We start from the raw sequence: 22,615 nt of genomic DNA on the forward strand, positions 1-22,615 counted from the left end.
CCCACCTGCCGCCCGGGCCGCGGCGGGCGGGGCCGGCCGAGCCGCTATGTCGTAGGGAGCCGGGATTGTCCGATCAGGCGGTAGCCGAATACCGGCCCTGTTACAGCAGCTCGCGGAGGCGGTCCGCCAGGAGGTCCCAGCGCCATTTCTCCTCCACCCAGGCGCGGCCCCGGGCGCCCATGCGGGCGCGGAGGGCCGGGTCCTGGAGGAGGGTGGTGATGCGGTCCGCCGCGTCGGCCGGGGAGCCGCCCCGGACCACCCAGCCCGTCTCGCCGTCGAGCACCGCGTCCGGCGCGCCGCCCGAGTCGCCCGCGACCACCGGCAGGCCCGTCGCCGAAGCCTCCAGGTAGACGATGCCCAGGCCCTCCACGTCGAGCCCGCCCCGCCGGGTGCGGCACGGCATGGCGAAGACGTCGCCCGCGCCGTAGTGCGCCGGCAGCTCCGCCCACGGGACGGCTCCCGTGAAGACCACCGAGTCCGCGACGCCCGTGGACCGCGCCAGCTCGCGCAGGTCCGCCTCGTACGGCCCGCCGCCCACGATCAGCAGCACCGCGTCCGGGACCGCCGCCAGGATCCGCGGCATGGCCTCGATCAGCGTGTCCTGCCCCTTGCGCCGCACCAGCCGCGAGACGCACACGACCACCGGCCGGTCCGTCAGCCCGAGCCGGGCCCGGATCTCCGCCCCGCCCGATCCCGGGTGGAAGGTCTTCTCGTCCACGCCCGGCGGGAGCTGCGTCATCCGCGCCGCCGCCCGGTCCGTGAGCGCCGAGGCGATCCGCGAGCGCGTGTACTCGCCGAGGTAGGTCACGGTGTCCGTGCCCTCCCCGATCCGCCGCAGCAGCTGCCGCGCGGCGGGCAGTTGGGCCCAGCCCGCCTCGTGCCCGTGGCTGGTCGCCACAATCCGCCGCGCCCCCGCCCGCCGCAGCGCCGGGCCCATCAGCCCGAGCGGGGCCGCCGCGCCGAACCACACGGACTCGCAGCCGTGTGCGCGCAGCAGCTCCACCGCCCGCCGCGTCACGCGCGGGGTCGGCAGCAGCATCGTCGTACGGTCGCGGACCACCTGGAAGGGCTGCTCCGCGTCGAAGGCGGCGGTGGCCTCGCGGCCCTCCGCGCCGTGCTTCCACGTGGAGGCGTAGACGACGACCCGCTCGGGGTCCAGCCGCAGTGCCATGTTGTGGAGGAACGCCTGGATGCCGCCCGGGCGCGGCGGGAAGTCGTTGGTCACGATCAGGGTCTTGTGCATCGCCTGCCGACAGTACCCGTTCAGCGCAGGCCGTCGCGCAGGGACTCCCGCCACTCCCGCGTCAGCCCTTCGGTGTCCGTCCCGAGGGTGCTCCGCAGCGCGCTGTCCAGCGGCTCGCGCCCGGCCCGTGCGTACAGGTCCGTCAGCGCCCGCTCGCCCCACTTCTCCGCGATCAGCCGGCAGGCCAGCCACGCCCCCTCGTAGGCGCGCGCCGACGCCTCCGGGTCCCCGCCGAAGGCGAAGTCCTCCGTACGGGGCAGCGCGCCCGGCAGCTCGCCCCGGCGCACCGCGCGGGCCAGCGCCGGGGCGGCCCGCGCGGGCTCGGCGGCGGTGCCCCGGTAGGCGGCCCAGTCCGCGAAGCCCTCGGAGAGCCACAGCGGGGTGGTGGCGGTGGTCGCGGTGCGGGTGGCCACATGGGTGACCTCGTGGGTGAGGACGATCCGGCGGCCCTCCGCGCCCAGCCCGGCGTACCCCTCGGGGTTGACCACGACCCGGTCGGCGGGGGCCGGTCCGGCGCCCACCCGGCCGGTGGTGACGGCCCCGAGCCCCCGGTAGGTGTCGGCCGGGTGGCCGAGCAGCCCTGCCATCGCGTCGAGGGAGCCGGGGACCAGGACGACCACCCGGCCCGCCCAGGGGCCGGGCCAGGCGGCCCCGGCGGCGGGCACCGCCCGGTCGGCCTCGGCCGCGATCCCCCGCAGCGCCTCCGGGGTCTGCCCGGCGCCGCCGAGGACCAGGGAGTGCCGCCCCTCGGCCACCGCCACCGGGCCCTGGTCCCACAGCCGCGGCAGGGCGCCGGGCGCGGGCCGGTCGCCGGTCACCCGCCAGCTCCCGCCGTCGCGGCGCAGCTCCACCTCGCGGGCGGCCTCCTCGGGGGCGGTGTCGTAGCCGGCCAGCCGGTAGCGCAGCCGCGCCCGTACGAGGGCCCGCGCGCCCTCCCGCCGCACGGAGCCGGCCGCGTACGACCACTCCTCCAGCGGGATCCCGGCGAGCGGCGCGGGCGGGGTCCGCGACCAGTCGGCCACGGCCCGGCGCACCTCCGCCCCGGCGGTGTCCGGCGGCGGCGCCCCGCAGCCCGCGAGCAGCGCGCCCAGCAGGAGCAGCGGCAGGAGCCGGGGCAGGGAGGCGCGGACGCGCGGGCGGGTACGGCCGGGGAGCATCCGCCGATCGTACGCAGCCGGCCGGCGGGCGGGGTCAGGGCCGGGTGACCGCCGAGACCGGCATCATCCCGACCGGGTCGTAGCGCACCCGGGCCCCCGGGTACGGGGCGTGGACCACCTGCCCGTTCCCGACGTACATGCCGACATGGCTGGCGTCGGAGCGGTAGGTCACCAGGTCCCCCGGGCGGGCCTGCGACAGCGGGACCTGCCGCCCGGCGTTGCGCTGGGCCTGCGAGGTGCGCGGCAGGGAGACCCCCGCCTGCCGGTAGGACCAGACCATCAGCCCGGAGCAGTCGAAGCCGGAGGGGCCGGTGGAGCCCCACACGTACGGCCGGCCCACCGCCGCGCGGGCCGCCCGTACGGCCGCCGCGGCGCGGCCCGAGGAGGCGCCGGAGTCGGCGAACAGGGCCGGGTCCGGCAGGGAGTCGGCGCGGCCCGAGGAGCGCGAGGAGCGCTCGAAGTCGGCGCGCTCGGCGGAGGGCATCGCGTTCAGCAGCCGCTGGGCGGCGGCGAGTTTGGCGTTGACGGAGCGCTTGTGGCGGGCCACGTCGGAGCGCAGGGCGTCCAGTTCGGCGAGTTTGCGGGAGGCTTCGGAGCGGATCTGGCCGAGCCGGCGCTGCTCCTGGCGCAGTTCGTGGAGCTGGTGGGCCTGGCGTTCGGTCAGCCGGTCCAGGGCGGCGGCCTGTTCCAGGTAGGCGTCGGGGTCCTCGGCGAGCATCAGCCCGACGGCGGGGTCGATGCCGCCGCTGCGGTACTGGGCGCCCGCGAAGGTGCCGAGGACGCCGCGCAGGGCGTTGATGCGCTCCTGGCCCTGCGCGACCGCGTCCTGGGCCCGGCTGACCTCGGTGCGCAGCCGCCCGGCCCGCTCCCCGGCCTCGTTGAAGCGCTCGGTGGCCTGCTCGGCCTCCTCGAAGAGCCGGTCGACCTGCGCGCTCACCCCGGTACGGGACTGCCCGCCCGGCTCGTGCGGCAGGCCCGGGGAGGCACCCGCCGGGGCCGCCGCCATGGCGGCGGCGGCCGTGGCCGCCGCGGCGGTGAGGACGGTGGCCGTGACCGTGGTCCGGTCGAGGCCGGGTCCGGGCCGACGATGGGACGCCAAGGGGGACCGCCCTTCCGCGGCGCGGGCCCGGGTCCGCCCCGGTGGACGGCCGTGTACCGGGTTCCGCGCTGGCAGACAGTAGCGGCGCGACCACGCACCGACCAACGGCCGATGGCGGGCGCGGACGCCGACGCCCCGCCGGAGACGCAGGTCACCGGCGGGGCGTGCGGTCAGAGCGGGGCGGCGGAATTCGCCCGGATGGGCGGCGTACGGCGGGCCCGCGGGGCGTCAGCCGATGCGGACGCCGAACTGGAACGGCATGTTGTCCAGGGACTCGTACTTGACGCCGCTGCGCGGGTTCGAGGCGTGCAGCGTCATGTTGTTGCCGGCGTAGAGGCCGACGTGGTGCAGGTCCCCGTAGAAGAAGACCAGGTCACCGGGCTGGAGCTGGCTGCGGCTGATGCGGGTGCCGTCGTTGGCCTGGGTGTAGGTGACGCGGCTGATGCCCACGCCCGCCTGCTTGTAGGCCCACTGGACCAGCCCGGAGCAGTCGAAGACGCTGGGGCCGGTGCCGCCGGACTGGTAGGTGAAGCCCAGCTTGGTCTTGGCGGCTTCGAGGGCGGCTCCGGCCCGGCCGGACGCCTTGACGTTGCCGAGGTCGACACGCTGGCCGTCGGCGCGGCTGGCGCGGGACTCCTCGTCCTTGAGCGCGGAACGCTCCTGCGCGGTCAGAGAGTTGAGCAGCGCCTGGGCCGCGGCGAGCTTCTCCGTCGAGACCTTCTTCTTCTCGGCCAGCTCCTTGCGGGTGGCGTCGAGGTCGGCGAGCTTGCCGGCCGCCTCCTGCCGCTGCTGGGCGAGGGTGCGCTGCTTGGCCTGGATCCGCTGGACCGACTCGACCTGCTTGCCGCTCAGGTGCTCCAGGGAGGACGCCTTGTCGAGGTAGCTGTCGGGGTCCTCGGAGAGCAGCAGGGCGAGCGCCGGGTCGATACCGCCGTTGCGGTACTGGGCGCTGGCCATCGAACCGAGCGTGTTGCGCAGGTCGTTGAGCTCGCCCTGGCCGCGCGCCACCTGGTCCTGGATCTGCGTGATCTCCTTTTCGAGCTTGTCCTGGCGCTCCTTGGCGCCGTTGGACTTCTCGGTGGCCTGCTCGGCCTCTTCGTAGAGCGCGTCGACCTGGGACTTGACCTCGTCCTTGCTCGGCTTGCCCGGCGCCGCGGAGGCGTTCTGGGAGAGGAGGGCGACGGCCGCCGCCGCGGTGGCGGTCACCACGGTCACACGAGCGCGGGTCGGCTGCTTGGGTCGACGGTGGGACGCCACGAAGGCGAGCTCCTTCTTCCTGGAGCCGCCGAAGAAGACAGGCTCGGCAGCACCTTCGCCGCCACCCCGAATGAGTGATCAACCGCACGAAGGTTTGACCAGACCTTAGTGACCGAGCTGTGATCAGTTCAAATCCCACTGAGCAAAAAATCGCCGCCCGACCAGGTTCTTTACCTAGGGAGCACGCTCCGTACCGGCGAGTTGACGGTACGTCCTCCACAGGACGACCCAATTCGGGCATTGGGAACAGGAGTTAGGAAACGCGCGAAAGCCGCTTGAGCAACAAGGCGGACGCGACGGGCCGCGCGCCCGCCTTCGCCACCCCGTCGGCCACCTCGCGGTCGGTGGAGACCACGACCACCGGGCGGCCCGGCGGTTCGGCGCGCACCAGCTGGCGGATCAGCTCGTCCGCCGTCACCCCGGCCTTGGAGAACAGCACCCGCACCCCGCGCGGCGGCGCGAGCAGCACCGGCGCCGCCAGCTCCGCCCCGTCGAACACGCAGGTCATCTCGGCGCCCGTCTGCGCGGCCAGCATCGACAGCCCGCCGAGCAGCCGCAGCCGCTGCTTCTCCAGCGGCATCGTCGGATAGCCGGTCTTGGTCACGTTGTAGCCGTCGACCACCAGATGGGCCTGCGGCAGCGCCAGCAGCTGGTCCAGCAGCGCCGGATCGGTCTCCGACAGGGCGCGCGCCGCGATGTCCTTCGGCGTCATCCGGCCCGGCTCGACCGCCTCCACGGTGTCCGCCGGGCGGGTGTTGACCGGCGGCAGCGCCAGCTCGCGGCGCAGCCCCTGGGCCGCGTCCAGCACGGTGTCCAGCAGCAGCCGCAGCCGCATGTCCTCGATGCTGCGCCCCTCGCGGGTGGCCCGGCGCGAGGTCTCCAACGCCGTCTCCACCTCCGCGAGACGGGACTTGAGCCGCCGGCTCTCGCTCTCCGCCGCCGCCACCCGGGCCGCCGCGTCCCCGCGGATCCCGTCCACCTCGGCCGTCAGCTTGCGCAGGGCCGCCTCGCCGCGCTTGACGTCGCTGAGGGCGCTGCGCAGCCTTCGCTGAAGCGATTCGGCTTCCTTGCGCGCCGCGTCCAGCTCCCCGCGCACCTGTTCACCGCCGCTGCGCTGGGCCTCCCGTACCTGCGCCAGCTCCTCGCGCAGGCGGTCCAGCTCGCGCCGGGTCTCCTCGTCGGCCCGCTCGGCGTCGGCGCGCAGCGCCTCCTCGCCCGCGGCGGCCACCAGCTTGACCCAGCCCGCCGGACGCAGCACGAAGGCCGCGGCCGCCACGTCCAGCGGGTCCGCGGCGGCCGGCGGGGCGCCGGACTCCAGCGCCGCCGCCAGGTCCGCCTGGGACTCGCGCAGCTTCTCCGCGACCCGGCTGCGGAACACGGGGTCGGTCTCGACCGCCGCCGCCATGGCGTTGCCGGCGAACTTGGCCCGGCGGGTCGGGGTGAAGCGGGCGTACTGGCGCAGCGGGGCCGGCAGGTCGGCGACCGTCAGCGCGCCGAAGGCGTCCGAGACCAGCGCGACGACCCGGCGCCGCACGCCTTCCGGCAGCGGGCGGTCGAGCGCCTCGGCGGCGTCGCCGGCCGCGTCGGCCGGTTCAGCGCCGCTTGCGCCTTCCACAATCCGTCACCCCTACCGTGATGGTCCTGTCTGGGGCGGGGCTCCGTCAGGAGTCCGCGCCCGGCCTGTCCACGAGCTCGATGCGGTCCACCGCGTTGCACCATCGGCAGCGGACCGACTCGATGGTCTCATTGACCACCTCGCGTTCCTCGACCTTGGGCTCCCCGGCGAGGTCCAGGTGGACGTACTCGACGACCTTCGACGAACGGGTGACGTCGAAGCGTGTGAGGTTGCCGCACAGGGTGCAGCGCCACCGGGTCGTGTCGGTCGGCAGGGGAACCGTCATCAGGCCGCTCTCTCCTTCGTAACTGATTCAATTAAACCGGTCCGGTCGCCCGTACGCGTCGTCCGCCGGACCGCAGCTCGTAACCCTACGGCCTGCCACCGCTTCAGGTGGGGTCCCTTGCGTCATGCTCTGTCACATGATCGTAAGGTGGCGGGCCGTTCGCGAGGCCGCCCGGGGACCGGTGGTCACCCATGCGCTGATCGCGGGCTGCGCAGTGGTGTTCGTCCTCGGGCCGGCCTCGGGGCTGAATCCGGTCTACGGGACGGGCGACGAGCTGCTGGACGCCGGCACGGCGTACTTCCGGCGCTGGGGCGTGGTCCCCGACGAACTGTTCACGGCGACCCCGCGGGCCTGGCTCACCCCGCTCACGGCGCTCTTCGTCCACGGCAACTGGCTGCACCTGCTCGGGAACATGCTCTTCCTCTACGTCTTCGGCGCGCTGGCGGAGGAGCGGATGGGCCGGCCGGCGTTCCTCGTCTTCTACGTCTGCACCGGTTACGTGGCCCTGGCGGCGTACGCGGCGGCCAACGCGGAGTCCTCCCAGACCCTGGTGGGCGCGTCGGGGGCGATCTCGGCCGTCCTGGGCGCCTTCCTCTACCTGCTCCCGAGAGCCCGGGTGACGAGCCTGTTCCCCTTCCTGTTCTTCCTCCCGCTGCGCTTCCCGGCATGGCTGGTGCTGCTGTTCTGGTTCGCCCTCCAGGGGGTGGCCGCGCAGCGGGCGGAGAGCGGGCCCGGGGTGGCCTATCTGGCCCATCTCGTTGGCTTCTCGGTCGGCTTCCTCGCCGCGTGGGCGCGCTATCGGGGTACGACTAGAGTGAGGCGACCAGCGACGGCCACCGAGGGAGACAGCCAGCCGTGATCACCGCGATCGTGCTCATCAAGACCAGCGTGGACCGCATCCCCGAGATCGCCGAGTCCATCGCCGCCCTCGAAAACGTCAGCGAGGTCTACTCGGTGACGGGGACGTACGACCTGATCGCGCTGGTCCGCGTGAACCGCCACGAGAACCTGGCGGACATCATCCCGGGCCGCATCAGCAAGATCCCGGGCGTGGAGGCCACGGACACGCACGTGGCGTTCCGCACGTACTCCCAGCACGACCTGGAAGCAGCCTTCGCCATCGGCCTGGACGCGTAACCCCTCCGGCGCGGCCCGCCGATCCGGCCCGAGCCCGCCCGAGCCGGTTCCACAGCGACCGGAGCAGCCCACTGCGAACGGGCCGACCCACACCCGGGAGCAAGTTCCAGTCCCCCGGGACCGTGACGGACGGGTCGGGCGCGGGGGCCCTCCGGGCCGTCTCCTCGGCTCGCGCGTGCGGCGGGGGTCGTCCCGTACGGGGTGGTCGCGCGCTCGTCCTGCGGGGACGGCCCTGCACGCCCCCGCTCCCCCCGACGAGCAGAGGGCGGTGCCGTACGGCCGGAGCCCTGGCCGTGGGGTGGGGACACGCAGGAGGGTCCCCGCAGGACGAGCGCGCAACCCAGGCCGCACAGGACGACCGGGGCCGCAGGCGCGAGCCGAGGAGACACTCCGGAGGGGCCGCACCCCACACCCCGCGAGCCACCCGCAGCACCGCACCCCGAACAGGCGGCTCCCGGCCCGGCCAGGCACCGCACCCCCCGCAAGGCACCCCGCACCCGGGTTACCGCCCCATCCCTCCGAGCCGCCCGCAGCGCACCGCCCCGCGCGAGGCGGTCCGGGGGCGCGGGCACCGCCCGTACCCGCGGGCCCCGTCGGTCAGACGGCCGGCACGCACCGGCCCCCCTCCACCCGGTACTGCCACTTCGCCCCGTCCGCGACAAGCTCCCGCACGGCCCGCACGAACCGCTCCACGTGCTCGTCCGGCGTCCCCGCCCCGAAGCTCACCCGGATCGCGTTCAGCGACCGCTCCCCCGGCCCCGCCTCCGGCGCCCCGCACTCGCCCGTCTCCCGCGGCTCGCCGCCGAGCAGGGTCCGTACCAGCGGGTGCGCGCAGAACAGCCCGTCCCGCACCCCGATCCCGTACTCCGCGGAGAGCGCCGCCGCGAAGTGCGAGCTGTTCCAGCCGTCCACCACGAAGGACAGCACCCCGACCCGCGGCGCGTCCTCCCCGAAGAGGGACAGCACCCGCACCGCCGGGACCTCCGCCAGGCCCTCGCGGACCCGGTCCACCAGCCGCCGCTCGCGCGCCACCAGGTTGTCGAAGCCCGCCTCGGTCAGGGCCCGGCACGCGGAGGCGATGGAGTACACGCCGATCACGTTCGGGGAGCCCGCCTCGTGCCGCGCGGCCGTGGTGTGCCACTCGACGTCCACCCCGCCGTCCTCCCGGCGGGCCACCGTACGGGAGGCACCGCCGCCCGCGAGGTACGGCTCGGCCTCCTGGAGCCAGTCGGCCCGCCCGGCGAGCACGCCCGAGCCGAAGGGCGCGTACAGCTTGTGCCCGGAGAAGGCGACCCAGTCCACGTCGAGCTCCCGTACGGAGACCGGGTGGTGCGGCGCGAGCTGCGCGGCGTCGAGGACGATCCGGGCGCCGTGGGCGTGCGCGGCGGCGGTGAGCTCCTTCACCGGCCACAGCTCGCCGGTGACGTTGGACGCGCCCGTGACGCAGACCAGCGCCGGGCCGTAGGGGTCCCGGTCCGCGAGGGCCCGCTCCAGGGTGGCGACGGCCTCGCCCGGGGTGCGCGGGGCGTCGAGGTAGGTGACGCGGTGGTCCCCCCAGGGCAGCAGGGAGGCGTGGTGCTCGGTCTCGAAGACGAAGACCTGGCAGCCGGCGGGCAGGACCGCGGCGAGCAGGTTCAGCGAGTCGGTGGTGGAGCGGGTGAAGACGACCTGGTCGGCGGGGCGGCAGTCCAGGAACTCGGCGACGGTGACGCGGCTCTGCTCGAACAGGTCGGTGGAGAGCTGGGAGAGGTAGCCCGCGCCGCGGTGGACGCTGCCGTAGTAGGGGGCGTACGCGGCCACGTCGTCCCAGACGCGCTGCAGGGCGGGGGCGCTGGCCGCGTAGTCGAGGGCCGCGTAGGTGACCTCGCCGCCGGTGACGAGCGGGACGCTGACGTCCCGGCCGAGGACGGGCAGCGGCTCGGCACAGGCGGCGGGGATGTCGGTGGCGAGGATGTCGGTGGCGGCGGTGTCGACGGTGGCGGCGGACAGGGATGCGGACATGGCGGAATCTCCCGGCAGGCAGGGCGGAATGGCTTCGGTGGACCCGTACGCGGGTACGGCGGCGCGGCCGTCCGGGGTACGGGAGGATCCTCGGAGCCGGAGGGGCCAGCCGGTCAGGCAGGGCGGGCCGGCGCGGTACGCGCGGGCGTCCCGGTTCCGAGGGGGTGAAGAAGGGGCGTCAGTCGCCCTATCGCATTCGCTTGCTCACGGAAAACGCTCCTCGAGAGACCAGGACCCCTGGTGTCGAGGGATCCGCGCTTGCCGAGGGCCTTGCTGCCCACGACCTGGTCATCACCCGGGGCACCCCGCCACGGAAGGAGGGTTGCCGGACAGCAAGCCGGGGCCGTAACGCTGTCACTCGTGACCTGAGCTGCATCCTGCCACATGATCGGCCGCGCGCCAGACCCCGGTCCACATGGCGGACCGGGGTCTGGCGGGAAACGTACCGTCGGGGCGTGATTCAGGCGTTGCTGGCCGCCACCCAGCGTTCCAGGGCGGCGCGGGCGGAGCCGGAGTCGACGGACTCGGCCGCGCGGGCGATGCCCGCGGCGATCTGCTCCTCCAGCGTGCCGGGGCCGGGGTCGAGGGCGACCAGGGCCGCCGCCGAGTTCAGCAGGACGGCGTCGCGGACCGGGCCGGTCTCACCGGCCAGCAGCCGGCGGGCCACGTCGGCGTTGAAGGAGGGGTCCCCGCCGGCCAGGGCGGAGACGTCCACGAGCGGGATGCCCACGTCGCGCGGGTCGAAGCGCTGCTCGGAGACCTCGCCCTCGCGCACCCACCAGACCCGGGAGGTGGCGGTGGTGGTCAGTTCGTCGAGCCCGTCGTCGCCGCGGAAGACCAGGGCGGAGGAGCCGCGCTCGGCGAGCACCCCGGCCACGATGGGCGCCATCCGCGGGTCGGCGACCCCGGTGGCCTGGGACCGCACCTTGGCGGGGTTGGTCAGCGGGCCGAGGACGTTGAAGGTGGTGCGGATGCCCAGCTCCCGGCGGGCGCCCGCGACATGCCGCAGGGCCGGGTGGAACTTCACGGCGAAGCAGAAGGTGATGCCCGCCTCCTCCGCGACGCGGACCACCCGGTCGATGGGGAGGTCGAGGTTGACGCCCAGCTTCTCCAGGACGTCGGAGGAGCCGCTGGCGGAGGACGCGGCCCGGTTGCCGTGCTTGACCACCTTGGCGCCGGTGCCCGCGACCACGATCGCGGACATGGTGGAGATGTTGACGGTCTTGGCGCCGTCGCCGCCGGTGCCGACGATGTCGACGGTCCGGCCGGGCACCTCGATCAGGTTGGCGTGCGCGTACATGGCGCGGACCAGGCCGTTGATCTCCGCGACGGTCTCCCCCTTGGCCCGCAGCGCGACCACGAAGCCCGCGATCTGGGCGTCGGTGGCCTCCCCGCGCATGACGCGGTCCATGGCCCAGGCGGTGTCGTCGGCGCTGAGGTCCCGGCCGGTGAGCAGGGCGTCGAGGACGGCCGGCCAACCACGGGCCGCCACGCTGTCGCCGCCTGCCGGGGTCGCAACGTTCATGGTCCGCTCCTGCTGTTGATGGGGGTTCCACGTCGAATGGGAAGGAGATCAGCCTATCCAGCCCCGGTTACGGCAAAGAGCCCCGTCCGGACAGTGGACGGGGCTCTCGCCGTGGCGACACCAGGACCGGGATGAGCCGGTCCCTCATGCGGTGGTGCGGGGGATCAGTGGTGGCCGTGGCCGGACTGGATCTCCTTGTACTCCTCGACCGTGGGCTTCTCGATCTGGTTGCCCTCGGCGTAGAAGCCCTTGCTCAGCTTCGCGCGCAGCTTCTCGCCGGCCTTGACCTTGCGCTCGACACCGTTCTCGTCGACCGTCGGGCCGATCTCGACCGGCTTGTACTGCTCGTGCGCGGTGAGCGTGTGCAGCTGGCCCTGCGGCAGCGGCTCGTGGACCTCGATGAACTCACCGTGCGGCAGGCGCTTGATGATGCCGGTCTCGCGACCGTGCAGCACCTTGTCCCGGTCCCGGCGCTGGAGGCCGAGGCAGATCCGCTTGGTGACGATGAAGGCGAGGACCGGGACGACGAAGAAGCCGATCCGGACGAACCACGTGATCGAGTTGATCGACAGGTGGAAGTACTGGGCGAACATGTCGTTGCCGCCGCCGATGAGGAGCACGATGTACTCCGCGATCCAGGCGACACCGAAGGCCGTACGGGTCGGGACGTTGCGCGGGCGGTCCAGGATGTGGTGCTCGCGCTTGTCGCCGGTGACCCAGGACTCGATGAACGGCCAGACGGCGATGGAGCCAAGGACCAGCGGGAAGAGCAGCAGCGGGATGAACACGCCCAGGACGAGCGTGTGGCCCCACAGATTGATCTCCCAGCCGGGCATGGCACGGATCAAGCCTTCCGGCATACCCATGTACCAGTCGGGCTGCGCACCGGTGGACACGTGGTCCGGGCGGTACGGGCCCAGCGCCCAGATCGGGTTGATCGAGGCGATCGCCGCGACCACCGCGATGACACCGAAGACCAGGAAGAAGAAGCCTCCGGCCTTGGCCATGTAGACCGGCAGCAGCGGCATGCCGACGACGTTGTTGTTCGTCTTGCCGGGGCCCGCGTACTGGGTGTGCTTGTGGTAGAAGACCAGGATCAGGTGGGCCACGAGCAGGCCCATCATGATGCCGGGCAGCAGCAGGATGTGCACCGAGTAGAAGCGCGCGACGAAGTCGCCGCCCGGGAACTCCCCGCCGAACAGGAACATCGACAGGTACGTGCCGACGACCGGGACGGACAGGATGGCGCCCTGCATGAAGCGGACACCGGTGCCGGAGAGCAGGTCGTCCGGCAGCGAGTAACCGGTGAAGCCGGTGAACATGCCGAGGACCAGCAGCAGGAAGCCGAAGATCCAGTTGACCTCGCGCGGCTTGCGGAAGGCGCCGGTGAAGAAGACGCGCATCATGTGCACGATCATCGCCGCGACGAAGATCAGGGCCGCCCAGTGGTGGATCTGGCGGATCAGCAGGCCACCGCGGACGTCGAAGCTGATGTCGAGCGTCGAGGCGAACGCCTCGGACATCATGACGCCCTGCATCGGGACGTAACTGCCGTGGTACTCCACCTCGTTCATGCTCGGGTGGAAGAACAGCGTCAGGTACACACCCGTGAGGATGATGATGATGAAGCTGTAGAGGCAGATCTCACCCAGCATGAAGGACCAGTGGTCCGGGAAGATCTTGCGCATGTTCGCCTTGGCGAGGCTGTAGATGCCCAGGCGGCCGTCCGCCCAGTCCGCTACTCGCTCGCCGGCGGGCGCTTTGCGCGCCGTCTTGTGGTCGGTGGCAGTGCTCATCCGCGCTCCCAGAATGCAGGACCGACGGGCTCTTCGAAGTCGCCGAGCGCTTCGAGGAAGCCTTCGTCATTCACGCCGATCCGCAGCTGCGGAAGCGCGTGACCGGCCGGGCCGAAGATGACACGGGCGCCGTCGGAGAGGTCGAAGGTGGACTGGTGGCACGGGCAGAGCACGTGGTGCGTCTGCTGCTCGTACAGGCTGATCGGGCAGCCGACGTGGGTGCAGATCTTCGAGTAGGCGACGATGCCGTCGTGGGACCACTCGAGTTCCTGCTTGTCCTTGATGTCCTCCGGCTGGATACGGACGATCATCAGGGCGGCCTTGGCGATCTGCACCTGGAAGTCGTGCTGGTGCTCGTCCAGGCCCTCGGGCATGGCGAACGTCAGCGAACCGACGAGGACGTCCTCGGGGCGCAGCGGCTCCATCGTGTTCTGGTTGATGAGCATCTTGCCCTTCGCCCAGAGCGTCTTGCGGAGCTTCTCCTCGGGCAGCGGGCCCAGGTCGCGCATGATCACCACGGCGGAGAGCGGCAGCATGGCCAGCGCGCCCAGCATCGTGTTGCGGATCAGCGGACGGCGGCCGATGCCGGACTCGTTCGCGCCGTCGGCGAAGTCCTGGAGGACCTTCGCCTTGACCTCCGGGGAGGCGGCGATCTCGTGGCGGTCGTCGGCGACCTCGACGTCGGACATCAGGGTGCGGGCCCAGTGGACCGCGCCGGCGCCGATGCAGAAGAGGGCCACGCCCAGGCTGATGCCCAGGGCGAAGTTGAGCGCGCTCACCCTCCCGACCGGGAAGATGTAGACGATCTTGTCGACCGGGAAGATCACGTAGGAGGCGATGAAGGCGACCGTGGCCAGCATCGACAGCGTGAACAGCATCGCGACGGTGCGCTCGGAACGCTTCGCGGCCCGCTCGTCGATGTCCTGGATGCGCGGCTTGTGGACCGGCAGGCCCGGGTCGGCGAACGGGTCGTCCGCGACTGCTACGCCACCGTGGTGGGCGTCGCCCTGCTCGCTCGGCAGGTGCTTCTCTTCGGGAATCTCTTGGCTACTCATGACTTCTTGGCCTTAGCGGTGTGGGCCGCGACCCAGACGGCGACAGCGATCAGCGCACCCAGAGCGAAGATCCAGCCGAACAGACCCTCGGACACGGGGCCGAGGCCGCCGAGCTTGAGACCACCGGGGTTGGTCGACTTCTCACCGTTCACGTTCTGGAGGTACGCGATGATGTCCTTCTTCTGCTTCTCCGGCATCGTGCTGTCGGGGAAGGACGGCATGTTCTGCGGGCCGGTCTGCATGGCCTCGTAGATGTGCTTCGGCGAAACGTCCTCAAGGTTGGGGGCGTACTTGCCGTTGGTCAGCGCGCCGCCCTCACCGGTGAAGTTGTGGCACTGCGCGCAGTTGTTGCGGAACAGCTCACCGCCGTTGGCGATGTCGGCGTCCGCCGGGTCGTACTGCTTCTCGGTCGGCGTGATCGGGCCGGCACCGAGGGAGGCGATGTACGCGGCCAGCTGGTCGATCTGCGCCTGGGTGTAGATGACCGGCTTCTTCGGCACCTGGGCGCCGGGCTGCTGGGCGGGCATGCGGCCCGTGCTCACCTGGAAGTCGACGGCCGCGGAGCCGACGCCTACCAGGCTCGGGCCGTCAGAGGAACCCTGACCGCCGGTTCCGTGGCAGCTTGCGCAGCCCACGGCGTAGAGCTTCTTGCCCTCCTCGATGGCGAGGGACTGGGCGGTTTCATCGGCCTGCGCCTTGCCCGCGGGGGCGAAGGCGGCATACAGCCCCCCAGTGGCCGCCAGCGCGAGGAGTAGAACGACGACCGCCGCCAGCGGATGGCGTCGTCGTGCGGAGAGCTTTTTCACGGATTACCCCGGTGTCAGGATCTTCTGCGTCGGTGTGTCTGGATGGTGTGCCGGGTCGGGCCCGGTGACGTGTTCGCTACTTGATCAGGTAGATCGTCGCGAAGAGGCCGATCCAGACGACGTCGACGAAGTGCCAGTAGTAGGACACGACGATGGCCGACGTGGCCTGTTCGTGGGTGAACCTCTTGGCCGCGTACGTCCGGCCGAGGACCAGCAGGAAGGCGATGAGACCGCCCGTCACGTGCAGACCGTGGAAGCCGGTGGTCAGGTAGAACACCGAGCCGTACGGATCGGACGAGAGGCTCATGCCCTCGTGCTTGACCAGCTCGGTGTACTCGAACACCTGGCCGCCAATGAAGATCGCACCCATGACGAACGTGATGATGAACCACGTCCGGAGCTTCTTCACGTCACCGCGCTCGGCGGCGAAGACGCCGAGCTGGCAGGTGAGGGAGGAGAGCACCAGGATCGTCGTGTTCGTCGCCGAGAAGGGCAGGTTCAAGGCCGAAGCCTGCTCTGCCCAGTACTCGGCACCCATCACGGATCGCAGGGTGAAGTACATCGCGAAGAGGGCCGCGAAGAACATCAGCTCGGAACTCAACCAGATGATGGTTCCGACGCTGACGAGGTTCGGCCGATTGACCGTCGGGTGCGCGTGCCCGGTATCTACTGTCGTTGCTGTCGCCACGACCGACATTATGTCGGTCGCTTATCCCGCCCTCACCCCGGGGGGTGCCGTTCGGAGTGTCAGGGGTGTGTGCAAGGCCCGAACGGCCCATCGGACAACCCCTCCGCGCGGCCTCGGGCACGTGTCCGAACCGATGCTGGCGGGGCCTCGGGAGGAGTAGGCTCCCGCGCAACATCAACGTGATTCATGGGACACGTGGAGGATCGAAATGCGGGCGACTGCGCGGGTTCTGGTCTACAGCGACGACGCGGGCACCCGGGAGCAGGTGAGACTGGCGGCGGGCCGCCGTCCCGCCGCTGATCTGCCGCCGGTGGAGTTCCTGGAGTGTGCGACCCTGCCGGCCGTCCTGGCGGAGCTGGACGCGGGCGGCATCGACGTGTGCGTGCTGGACGGCGAGGCGGTTCCGGCCGGCGGCATGGGCGTGTGCCGGCAGATCAAGGACGAGATCTTCCGGTGCCCCCCGGTGCTGCTGCTGATGGGGCGTCCCCAGGACGCCTGGCTGGCCACCTGGAGCCGCGCGGACGCGGCGGTGACCCTTCCGGTGGATCCGGTGGAGTTCGCGGACGCCCTGGCGGGCCTGCTGCGCGCGCGGCTGTCCTCGCCGGCCGCCTGACGCACCGGCGGCCCCGCGCCGCGGACGGCGGCGGGGCCGGTCGCCGTACGGTCCTCCCCCGGCGGGCTCCGGGAGAGGACCGGGCGGCTGTCAGACGGTCGGCCGCAGGCGGGCCTGGTCCACGTGGCTGCGGCCGTCCTGGGTGCCCTTGAGGAGGGCGCTGCCCTCGCGCCAGTCCTTCCAGTCCATGTTCCAGTCACCGAAGCCGTTGCCGAAGATGTCCATGTCGTCGCCGATGCTGTTGATGACCTGGACGAGGTCGCCCTCGCGGATGTTCTCGTAGAACCAGGCGGCGTTGCCGGTGCTCATGCCGGTGCAGCCGTGGCTGACGTTCGCGTAGCCGTGCGAGCCGACGGACCAGGGCGCGGCGTGCACGTATTCACCACTCCAGGTGACGCGCGTGGCGTAGTAGACGGGCAGGTTGTAGTACTCGCTGCCGCCGATGCCGACGGTGTCCCCGCGCATCTGTACGTAGTACTGCTTGCCCAGCACCACCTTGATGCCGTTGCGGGTGGAGAAGCCGGGCTTGCCGGTGGTGACCGGGATGGAATTGATCACTTCGCCGTTGCGCTTGAAGGTCAGCCAGTGCGAGGAGGCGTCGGTGGTGACCTCCACGCGGTCGCCGATCTCCAGCTTGAGCGGCTTGGACGCGGCTCCGTGGAGCTGGTCGGTGATCCGGATGCCTTCGAGGTTGCTCCGTACGGAGACGGTGGTGTTGGCGGGCCAGTAGTCCTTCGGGCGGAAGTGCAGCCGCTTGTCGTCCACCCAGTGCCAGGCGCCCTCCACCCCCTCGGGGGCGTCGACGACCAGGCCGCGCTCGACGACGGCGCGGGCGGCCTTGTCCTTGACGGGCTCGTTGAGCTCGGCGGTGAGGGGCTGGCCGACGCCGTACTTGCCCTCCTCCGGGCCGAACTCGACCTTGAGGACGCCCTTGGACGGGGTGGTGTCGAAGGACATCGTGCGCTGGCCCGGGGTGCCCTGTCCGTCCTCGGTGCTCACGGTGACCGTGTAGCGGACGCCTGCGGCCATGGGGACGGTGCTGTGCCACCGGTCGCCCTTGGCGCTGAGTTCGCCCGCCAGGCGGCGGCCGTGGGTGTCGACGGCCGTGACGTCGGTGATCCGGCTGCCCTTGGCCTTGGCGGTGACTTCGAGGGGCCGGTTGGGGTCGACGGGCCGGCTGCCGGAGGTCTGGTTGAAGGCGACCTGTTCGCCCGCGTCGACCGGGCGGGCGGACAGCGGGTTGTCGCCGGACCCGCATGCGGTGGCGCCGGCACCGAGGGACGCGACCAGCAGGGAGCAGCTGAGTACCGTCCAAAGACGCGGTGTGTGCTTCATGGAGCCAACGCTATGAAGATATGACAAATACGGCGCGCGGGGTGACTGCAAACGAGGGGCCCGGACCCCTCCGAAGAGGTGTCCGGGCCCCACGTGGTGCGCGGCCGGGCCGCGCGGATGCCGCTTACTGGTTCGCGTTCTCACCGCGGTAGTACTCGTACACCCAGCCCCACAGGCCGATCAGGATGATCGGGGCCGAGAAGTACATGAGCCACCAGCCGAAGATGACGCCCATGAAGGCGAGCGCACCGCCGATGCCCAGCGAGAGCGGCTGCCAGCTGTGCGGGGAGAAGAACCCCAGCTCGCCCGCCTCGTCGGCGACGTCGGCCTCCAGGTTGTCCTGAGCCATCTCGTCCACGCGCTTGGCCGTGAAGGCCAGGTAGTAGCCGATCATGACGCTCAGGCCGAAGGCCAGGAAGAGCGCGGTGGTTCCGACGGGCTCCTTCGACCACACGCCATACACGATGGCCATGATCAGGATGAAGAAGGAGAGCCAGAGGAACATCTTGCCCTGGATCTTCACTTGCCGGCCTCCTTGCCACCGGTGACGGCCTTCGCCGGGGAGTGGTCCTCAAGGTGTTCGAGGGCCGCGATCTCCGGGTGGTGCAGGTCGAACGCCGGCGACTCGCTGCGGATGCGCGGCAGGGTGAGGAAGTTGTGCCGCGGCGGCGGGCAGGACGTCGCCCATTCGAGCGAACGGCCGTAGCCCCACGGGTCGTCCACGTCGACCTTCTTGCCGTACTTGGCGGTCTTCCAGACGTTGTACATGAACGGCAGCATCGAGAGGCCGAGCACGAACGAGCTGATCGTCGAGATGGTGTTCAGCGCGGTGAAGCCGTCGGCCGCGAGGTAGTCCGCGTAACGACGCGGCATGCCCTCGGCGCCCAGCCAGTGCTGGACCAGGAAGGTGCCGTGGAAGCCGATGAACAGCGTCCAGAAGGTGATCTTGCCCAGGCGCTCGTCCAGCATCTTGCCCGTGAACTTCGGCCACCAGAAGTGGAAGCCGGCGAACATCGCGAACACCACGGTGCCGAAGACGACGTAGTGGAAGTGGGCGACGACGAAGTACGAGTCCGAGACGTGGAAGTCCATCGGGGGCGAGGCCAGGATGACGCCGGTCAGACCACCGAAGGTGAAGGTGACCAGGAAGCCGATCGTCCAGAGCATCGGGGTCTCGAAGGACAGCGAGCCCTTCCACATGGTGCCGATCCAGTTGAAGAACTTCACACCGGTCGGTACCGCGATCAGGAAGGTCATGAAGGAGAAGAACGGCAGCAGCACACCGCCGGTGACGTACATGTGGTGCGCCCACACCGTCACCGAGAGGCCGGCGATGGCGATCGTCGCGGCGATCAGGCCGATGTAGCCGAACATCGGCTTGCGGCTGAAGACCGGGATGATCTCGGAGACGATGCCGAAGAACGGTAGCGCGATGATGTACACCTCTGGATGCCCGAAGAACCAGAAGAGGTGTTGCCACAGCAAGGCGCCGCCGTTGGACGCGTCGAACACATGCGCACCGAACTTGCGGTCGGCCTCCAGCGCGAAGAGCGCGGCGGCCAGCACCGGGAAGGCGAGCAGGACCAGGACACCGGTCAGCAGCACGTTCCAGGTGAAGATCGGCATGCGGAACATCGTCATGCCGGGAGCGCGCATGCAGATGATCGTGGTGATGAAGTTGACCGAACCGAGGATCGTGCCGAAGCCGGAGAAGGCCAGACCCATGATCCACATGTCGGCGCCGATGCCCGGCGAACGGACGGCGTCCGAGAGCGGGGAGTAGGCGAACCAGCCGAAGTCGGCGGCGCCGTTCGGCGTCACGAAGCCGGCCACCGCGATGGTGGAGCCGAAGAGGTACAGCCAGTACGCGAACATGTTCAGCCGCGGGAACGCCACGTCGGGCGCGCCGATCTGGAGCGGCATGATCCAGTTCGCGAAGCCCGCGAAGAGCGGGGTGGCGAACATCAGCAGCATGATCGTGCCATGCATGGTGAACGCCTGGTTGAACTGCTCGTTCGACATGATCTGCGTACCCGGCCGCGCCAGCTCGGCGCGCATGAAGAGCGCGAGCAGGCCGCCGATGAGGAAGAACACGAACGACGTGACCAGGTACATCGTGCCGATGGTCTTGTGGTCGGTGGTGGTGAGCCACTTCACGACCACGTTGCCCGGCTGCTTGCGCCGTACCGGCAGCTCGTTCTCGTACGAGTCAGCTGCGGCGGCACCCTGGGATTCGTTGAGGATGCTCACAGTTTGTTCGTCTCCGCATTCCGGGCCGGGTCGGTCTGCTGGATGCCGGCCGGCAGGAAGCCGGTCTGACCCTTCTCCGCCAGGTCCTTCAGGTACTCCTGGTACTTCTCGGGCGAGACCACCTTGACGTTGAACAGCATCCGGGAGTGGTCGACGCCGCAGAGCTCGGCGCACTTGCCCAGGAAGGTGCCCTCCTGGGACGGGGTGACCTCGAAGACGTTGGTGTGGCCCGGGATGACGTCCTGCTTGAACAGGAAGGGGACCACCCAGAAGGAGTGGATGACGTCGTTCGACGACAGGATGAAGCGGACCTTCTCGCCCTTGGGGAGGACCAGGGTCGGGCCCGGGTTGCCCGTCTGCGGGTTGCGGTCGCTCGGGACGCCCTTCTCGTAGACGCCCTCGGCACCGGCCGGGAAGTCCTTGGTGAAGCGGTCCGGGATGGAGCCGAGCTCCTTGGGGACCGTGTTCGCCTTCGGGGTCGCCGCGTCGCCGTCGACGTTCTCGATGTAGTTGAAGCCCCAGCTCCACTGGAAGCCGATCACGTTGATCGTGTGCGGCGGCTTCGGGGTGAGGGCGAGCAGCTTCGACTCGTCACGCGCGGTGAAGTAGAAGAGCACCGAGACGATGATGAGCGGGACCACCGTGTACAGCGCCTCGATGGGCATGTTGTACCGGGTCTGCGCGGGGACCTCGATCTTCGTCCGGCTGCGCCGGTGGAAGATGACGCTCCACAGGATCAGGCCCCATACGAGGATGCCCGTGACGAGCGCGGCCGCCCAGGATCCCTGCCACAGGGAGAGGATGCGCGGCGCCTCCTCGGTTACCGGAGTCGGCATTCCGAGGCGGGGGAAGTCTTTCCATGTATACGAGCAACCAGTGGCGGTCGCCAGGACCACGCCCGCAGTCAGCGCCTGCAGCAGCTTCCGCCGCATCGGGCGCCGCGGCGAGCGGTCGGAGCCGTAGGGACTCACGTAGCGCCTTCCCGAGAGTCTCGGCCCGCGCGGCCGGCCGCGGCCGTGTTCGGGTCGGTCGCCGGCCCTGACGCAGGCAGGGGTTTGGATGTTTATGCGGACCAAACCCTACTGGACGCTATTTGGGGTCGCGCGGGGAGGGTGCCCAACGCGCCGCTACTGCCCCCGAAGGGATGGATCCGCCGTCCGGGGGACGGCCGGGACGGCCCCGAACGGCGGGCTCCGGGGCCCATCTGACGGCCCCTGACCTCGGACGCTCGCGGGTGGGGGCTAGCGTGGCCGGATGCCGTACTTCGACAGCGCGTCCGCCGCTCCCCTGCACCCCGTGGCCCGGCAGGCGCTGCATGCCTCCCTGGACGAGGGCTGGGCCGATCCGGCCCGGCTGTACCGGGAGGGCAGGCGCGCCCGGCTGCTGCTGGACGCGGCGCGGGAGGCCGCGGCGGAGGCGGTGGGGTGCCGTCCCGACGAGCTCGTGTTCACTCCTTCGGGGACGCACGCGGTTCACACGGGGGTCGCGGGGGTGCTGGCCGGGCGCCGGCGGGTGGGGGGCCACCTGGTCGTATCGGCCGTCGAACACAGTTCGGTATTGCATGCGGCGGAGGCGCACGGGGCGCGCGGCGGGACCGTGACGGAGGTTCCCGTGGACCGCTGGGGGGCCGTCTCCCCCGACGGGTACGCGCGGGCGCTGACGGCGGGGACGGCGCTGGCCTGCCTGCAGTCGGCCAACCACGAGGTGGGCACGGTGCAGCCGGTGGCCGAGGTGGCCGAGGTCTGCGGGGCGGCCGGGGTGCCGCTGCTGGTGGACGCGGCGCAGTCGCTGGGCTGGGGGCCGGTGGAAGGGGCCTGGTCGGCGCTGGCGGCGAGCGCGCACAAATGGGGCGGGCCGCCGGGGGTCGGGCTGCTGGCGGTCCGCAAGGGGGTGCGGTTCTCCCCCCAAGGCCCGGCGGACGAAAGGGAGTCGGGCCGCTCCCCCGGCTTCGGGAACCTGCCGGCGATCGTGGCGGCGGCGGCCTCGCTGCGGGCCGTACGGGCCGAGGCGGAGGCGGAGGCGGCGCGGCTGCGGGTCCTGGTGGACCGGATCCGGCGACGGGTGGTGCGGCTGGTCCCGGACGTGGAGGTGGTCGGCGCGGCGGACCGGCGGCTGCCGCACGTGGTCACCTTCTCCTGCCTGTACGTGGACGGGGAGGCGCTGCTGCACGAGCTGGACCGCGCGGGCTTCTCGGTCTCCTCGGGCTCCTCGTGCACGAGCTCGACGCTGACGCCGAGTCATGTGCTGCGGGCGATGGGGGTGCTGTCGGAGGGCAACGTACGGGTGTCGCTCCCGGCGGGGACCACGGCGGAGGAGGTGAACACCTTCCTGGAGGTGCTGCCGGGGGTGGTGGCGGGCGTACGGGACCGCTTGGGCGCGGCGGAACCGGTGGCGCGGGAGCCTGTCGCCGACAGCCTGGAGATCGACGCGCTGGGGCTGCGCTGCCCCCAGCCGGTGATCGAGCTGGCGCGGGCGATCGGGTCGGTGCCGGTGGGGGGCACGGTGACGGTCCTCTCGGACGACGAGGTCGCCCGGCTGGACATCCCGGCCTGGTGCACGATGCGAGGCCACACCTACCTGGGCGAATCCCCCCACCCGACCGGCTCCGCCTACACGATCCGCCGCGAGGCGTAACCGGCCCCCTGGCTGCGCCAACCCGGCTCCGCCGGGCCAATCCAGCCCCGCCGGCGTTTGAGGCGAGCCACATTCTGTGATCACTAGTCTGTGACCACGCGGCCTTCGTGGCCGCGAG

The 22,615-nt window shown here is 71.4% G+C and carries 20 protein-coding genes and 1 riboswitch; of the genes, 4 read left to right on the forward strand and 16 right to left on the reverse strand.

Going from position 1 to position 22,615, the window contains the following annotated elements; translation table 11 throughout:
• Positions 1 to 100: 100 nt before the first annotated feature.
• The 6 genes from ABZ873_RS29705 to ABZ873_RS29730 form a co-directional block, all read right to left on the reverse strand.
• Positions 101 to 1,243 (reverse strand): glycosyltransferase family 4 protein, encoded by a 1,143-nt coding sequence (locus ABZ873_RS29705; protein WP_360878373.1) that lies wholly within the window; start codon positions 1,241 to 1,243, stop codon positions 101 to 103.
• 20 nt (positions 1,244 to 1,263) lie between these two features.
• Positions 1,264 to 2,400 (reverse strand): hypothetical protein, encoded by a 1,137-nt coding sequence (locus ABZ873_RS29710; protein WP_360878376.1) that lies wholly within the window; start codon positions 2,398 to 2,400, stop codon positions 1,264 to 1,266.
• Positions 2,401 to 2,434: 34 nt separating this feature from the next.
• Complete coding sequence (locus ABZ873_RS29715) at positions 2,435 to 3,499, reverse strand: NlpC/P60 family protein (protein ID WP_360878379.1); 1,065 nt, start codon at positions 3,497 to 3,499, stop codon at positions 2,435 to 2,437.
• A gap of 228 nt (positions 3,500 to 3,727) precedes the next feature.
• A complete protein-coding gene (locus ABZ873_RS29720; protein ID WP_360878382.1) occupies positions 3,728 to 4,756 on the reverse strand; it encodes an NlpC/P60 family protein in 1,029 nt (342 codons plus the stop codon).
• A 253-nt stretch (positions 4,757 to 5,009) separates the two neighbouring features.
• Complete coding sequence (locus ABZ873_RS29725) at positions 5,010 to 6,374, reverse strand: NYN domain-containing protein (protein WP_360878423.1); 1,365 nt, start codon at positions 6,372 to 6,374, stop codon at positions 5,010 to 5,012.
• A gap of 43 nt (positions 6,375 to 6,417) precedes the next feature.
• Entirely contained in the window at positions 6,418 to 6,657 is a 240-nt protein-coding gene (locus tag ABZ873_RS29730; RefSeq protein WP_360878385.1) for a hypothetical protein, read from the reverse strand.
• A gap of 136 nt (positions 6,658 to 6,793) precedes the next feature.
• Here ABZ873_RS29730 and ABZ873_RS29735 point away from each other — a divergent pair, with 136 nt between their 5' ends.
• Entirely contained in the window at positions 6,794 to 7,516 is a 723-nt protein-coding gene (locus ABZ873_RS29735) for a rhomboid family intramembrane serine protease (RefSeq protein WP_360878387.1), read from the forward strand.
• Positions 7,513 to 7,794: an Lrp/AsnC ligand binding domain-containing protein gene (locus tag ABZ873_RS29740; protein ID WP_031153079.1), complete on the forward strand. Its 282-nt coding sequence runs from the start codon at positions 7,513 to 7,515 to the stop codon at positions 7,792 to 7,794. Before ABZ873_RS29735 ends, ABZ873_RS29740 begins: the two co-directional genes overlap by 4 nt.
• Positions 7,795 to 8,391: 597 nt before the next feature.
• Here ABZ873_RS29740 and ABZ873_RS29745 read toward each other — a convergent pair.
• The 6 genes from ABZ873_RS29745 to ABZ873_RS29770 all read right to left on the reverse strand — a co-directional run bounded on the left by ABZ873_RS29745 (position 8,392) and on the right by ABZ873_RS29770 (position 15,674).
• Positions 8,392 to 9,795 carry an aminotransferase class V-fold PLP-dependent enzyme gene (locus ABZ873_RS29745; protein WP_360878390.1) on the reverse strand — a complete coding sequence of 468 codons (1,404 nt, stop codon included), beginning with the start codon at positions 9,793 to 9,795 and terminating at the stop codon, positions 8,392 to 8,394.
• Positions 9,796 to 10,044: 249 nt separating this feature from the next.
• A riboswitch (SAM riboswitch) is annotated at positions 10,045 to 10,161 on the reverse strand.
• Between the two features lie 94 nt (positions 10,162 to 10,255).
• On the reverse strand, positions 10,256 to 11,320 hold the full coding sequence (trpD, locus tag ABZ873_RS29750; RefSeq protein WP_360878393.1) for an anthranilate phosphoribosyltransferase: 1,065 nt from the start codon (positions 11,318 to 11,320) through the stop codon (positions 10,256 to 10,258).
• A gap of 164 nt (positions 11,321 to 11,484) precedes the next feature.
• Positions 11,485 to 13,116, reverse strand: a complete 1,632-nt coding sequence (locus ABZ873_RS29755) for a ubiquinol-cytochrome c reductase cytochrome b subunit (RefSeq protein WP_360878396.1) — start codon at positions 13,114 to 13,116, stop codon at positions 11,485 to 11,487.
• On the reverse strand, positions 13,113 to 14,171 hold the full coding sequence (locus ABZ873_RS29760) for a Rieske 2Fe-2S domain-containing protein (protein WP_360878399.1): 1,059 nt from the start codon (positions 14,169 to 14,171) through the stop codon (positions 13,113 to 13,115). Before ABZ873_RS29760 ends, ABZ873_RS29755 begins: the two co-directional genes overlap by 4 nt.
• A complete protein-coding gene (locus tag ABZ873_RS29765) occupies positions 14,168 to 14,977 on the reverse strand; it encodes a c-type cytochrome (protein WP_030036316.1) in 810 nt (269 codons plus the stop codon). Before ABZ873_RS29765 ends, ABZ873_RS29760 begins: the two co-directional genes overlap by 4 nt.
• A 76-nt stretch (positions 14,978 to 15,053) precedes the next feature.
• On the reverse strand, positions 15,054 to 15,674 hold the full coding sequence (locus ABZ873_RS29770; RefSeq protein WP_360878404.1) for a heme-copper oxidase subunit III: 621 nt from the start codon (positions 15,672 to 15,674) through the stop codon (positions 15,054 to 15,056).
• A 199-nt stretch (positions 15,675 to 15,873) separates the two neighbouring features.
• Between ABZ873_RS29770 and ABZ873_RS29775 the strand changes: the two genes are divergently transcribed.
• On the forward strand, positions 15,874 to 16,278 hold the full coding sequence (locus ABZ873_RS29775; RefSeq protein WP_360878407.1) for a hypothetical protein: 405 nt from the start codon (positions 15,874 to 15,876) through the stop codon (positions 16,276 to 16,278).
• A 90-nt stretch (positions 16,279 to 16,368) separates the two neighbouring features.
• On the opposite strand, the gene ABZ873_RS29780 is transcribed toward ABZ873_RS29775, so the two are convergent.
• The 4 genes from ABZ873_RS29780 to coxB all read right to left on the reverse strand — a co-directional run bounded on the left by ABZ873_RS29780 (position 16,369) and on the right by coxB (position 20,834).
• The gene (locus ABZ873_RS29780) at positions 16,369 to 17,613 is read right to left on the reverse strand and encodes an Ig-like domain-containing protein (protein ID WP_360878410.1); all 1,245 of its coding nucleotides are present in this window, start codon (positions 17,611 to 17,613) and stop codon (positions 16,369 to 16,371) included.
• Positions 17,614 to 17,737: 124 nt separating this feature from the next.
• A complete protein-coding gene (locus tag ABZ873_RS29785) occupies positions 17,738 to 18,136 on the reverse strand; it encodes a cytochrome c oxidase subunit 4 (RefSeq protein ID WP_350996519.1) in 399 nt (132 codons plus the stop codon).
• Entirely contained in the window at positions 18,133 to 19,863 is a 1,731-nt protein-coding gene (gene ctaD, locus ABZ873_RS29790) for a cytochrome c oxidase subunit I (RefSeq protein WP_360878414.1), read from the reverse strand. Before ctaD ends, ABZ873_RS29785 begins: the two co-directional genes overlap by 4 nt.
• The gene (gene coxB / locus ABZ873_RS29795; RefSeq protein WP_360878417.1) at positions 19,860 to 20,834 is read right to left on the reverse strand and encodes a cytochrome c oxidase subunit II; all 975 of its coding nucleotides are present in this window, start codon (positions 20,832 to 20,834) and stop codon (positions 19,860 to 19,862) included. Before coxB ends, ctaD begins: the two co-directional genes overlap by 4 nt.
• A gap of 283 nt (positions 20,835 to 21,117) precedes the next feature.
• Between coxB and ABZ873_RS29800 the strand changes: the two genes are divergently transcribed.
• A complete protein-coding gene (locus ABZ873_RS29800) occupies positions 21,118 to 22,497 on the forward strand; it encodes an aminotransferase class V-fold PLP-dependent enzyme (protein WP_360878420.1) in 1,380 nt (459 codons plus the stop codon).
• The last annotated feature ends 118 nt before the right edge of the window (positions 22,498 to 22,615 follow it).

It is taken from the genome of Streptomyces sp. NPDC047014 (assembly GCF_040644195.1).
In the GTDB taxonomy this organism is placed as follows: Bacteria; Actinomycetota; Actinomycetes; order Streptomycetales; family Streptomycetaceae; genus Streptomyces.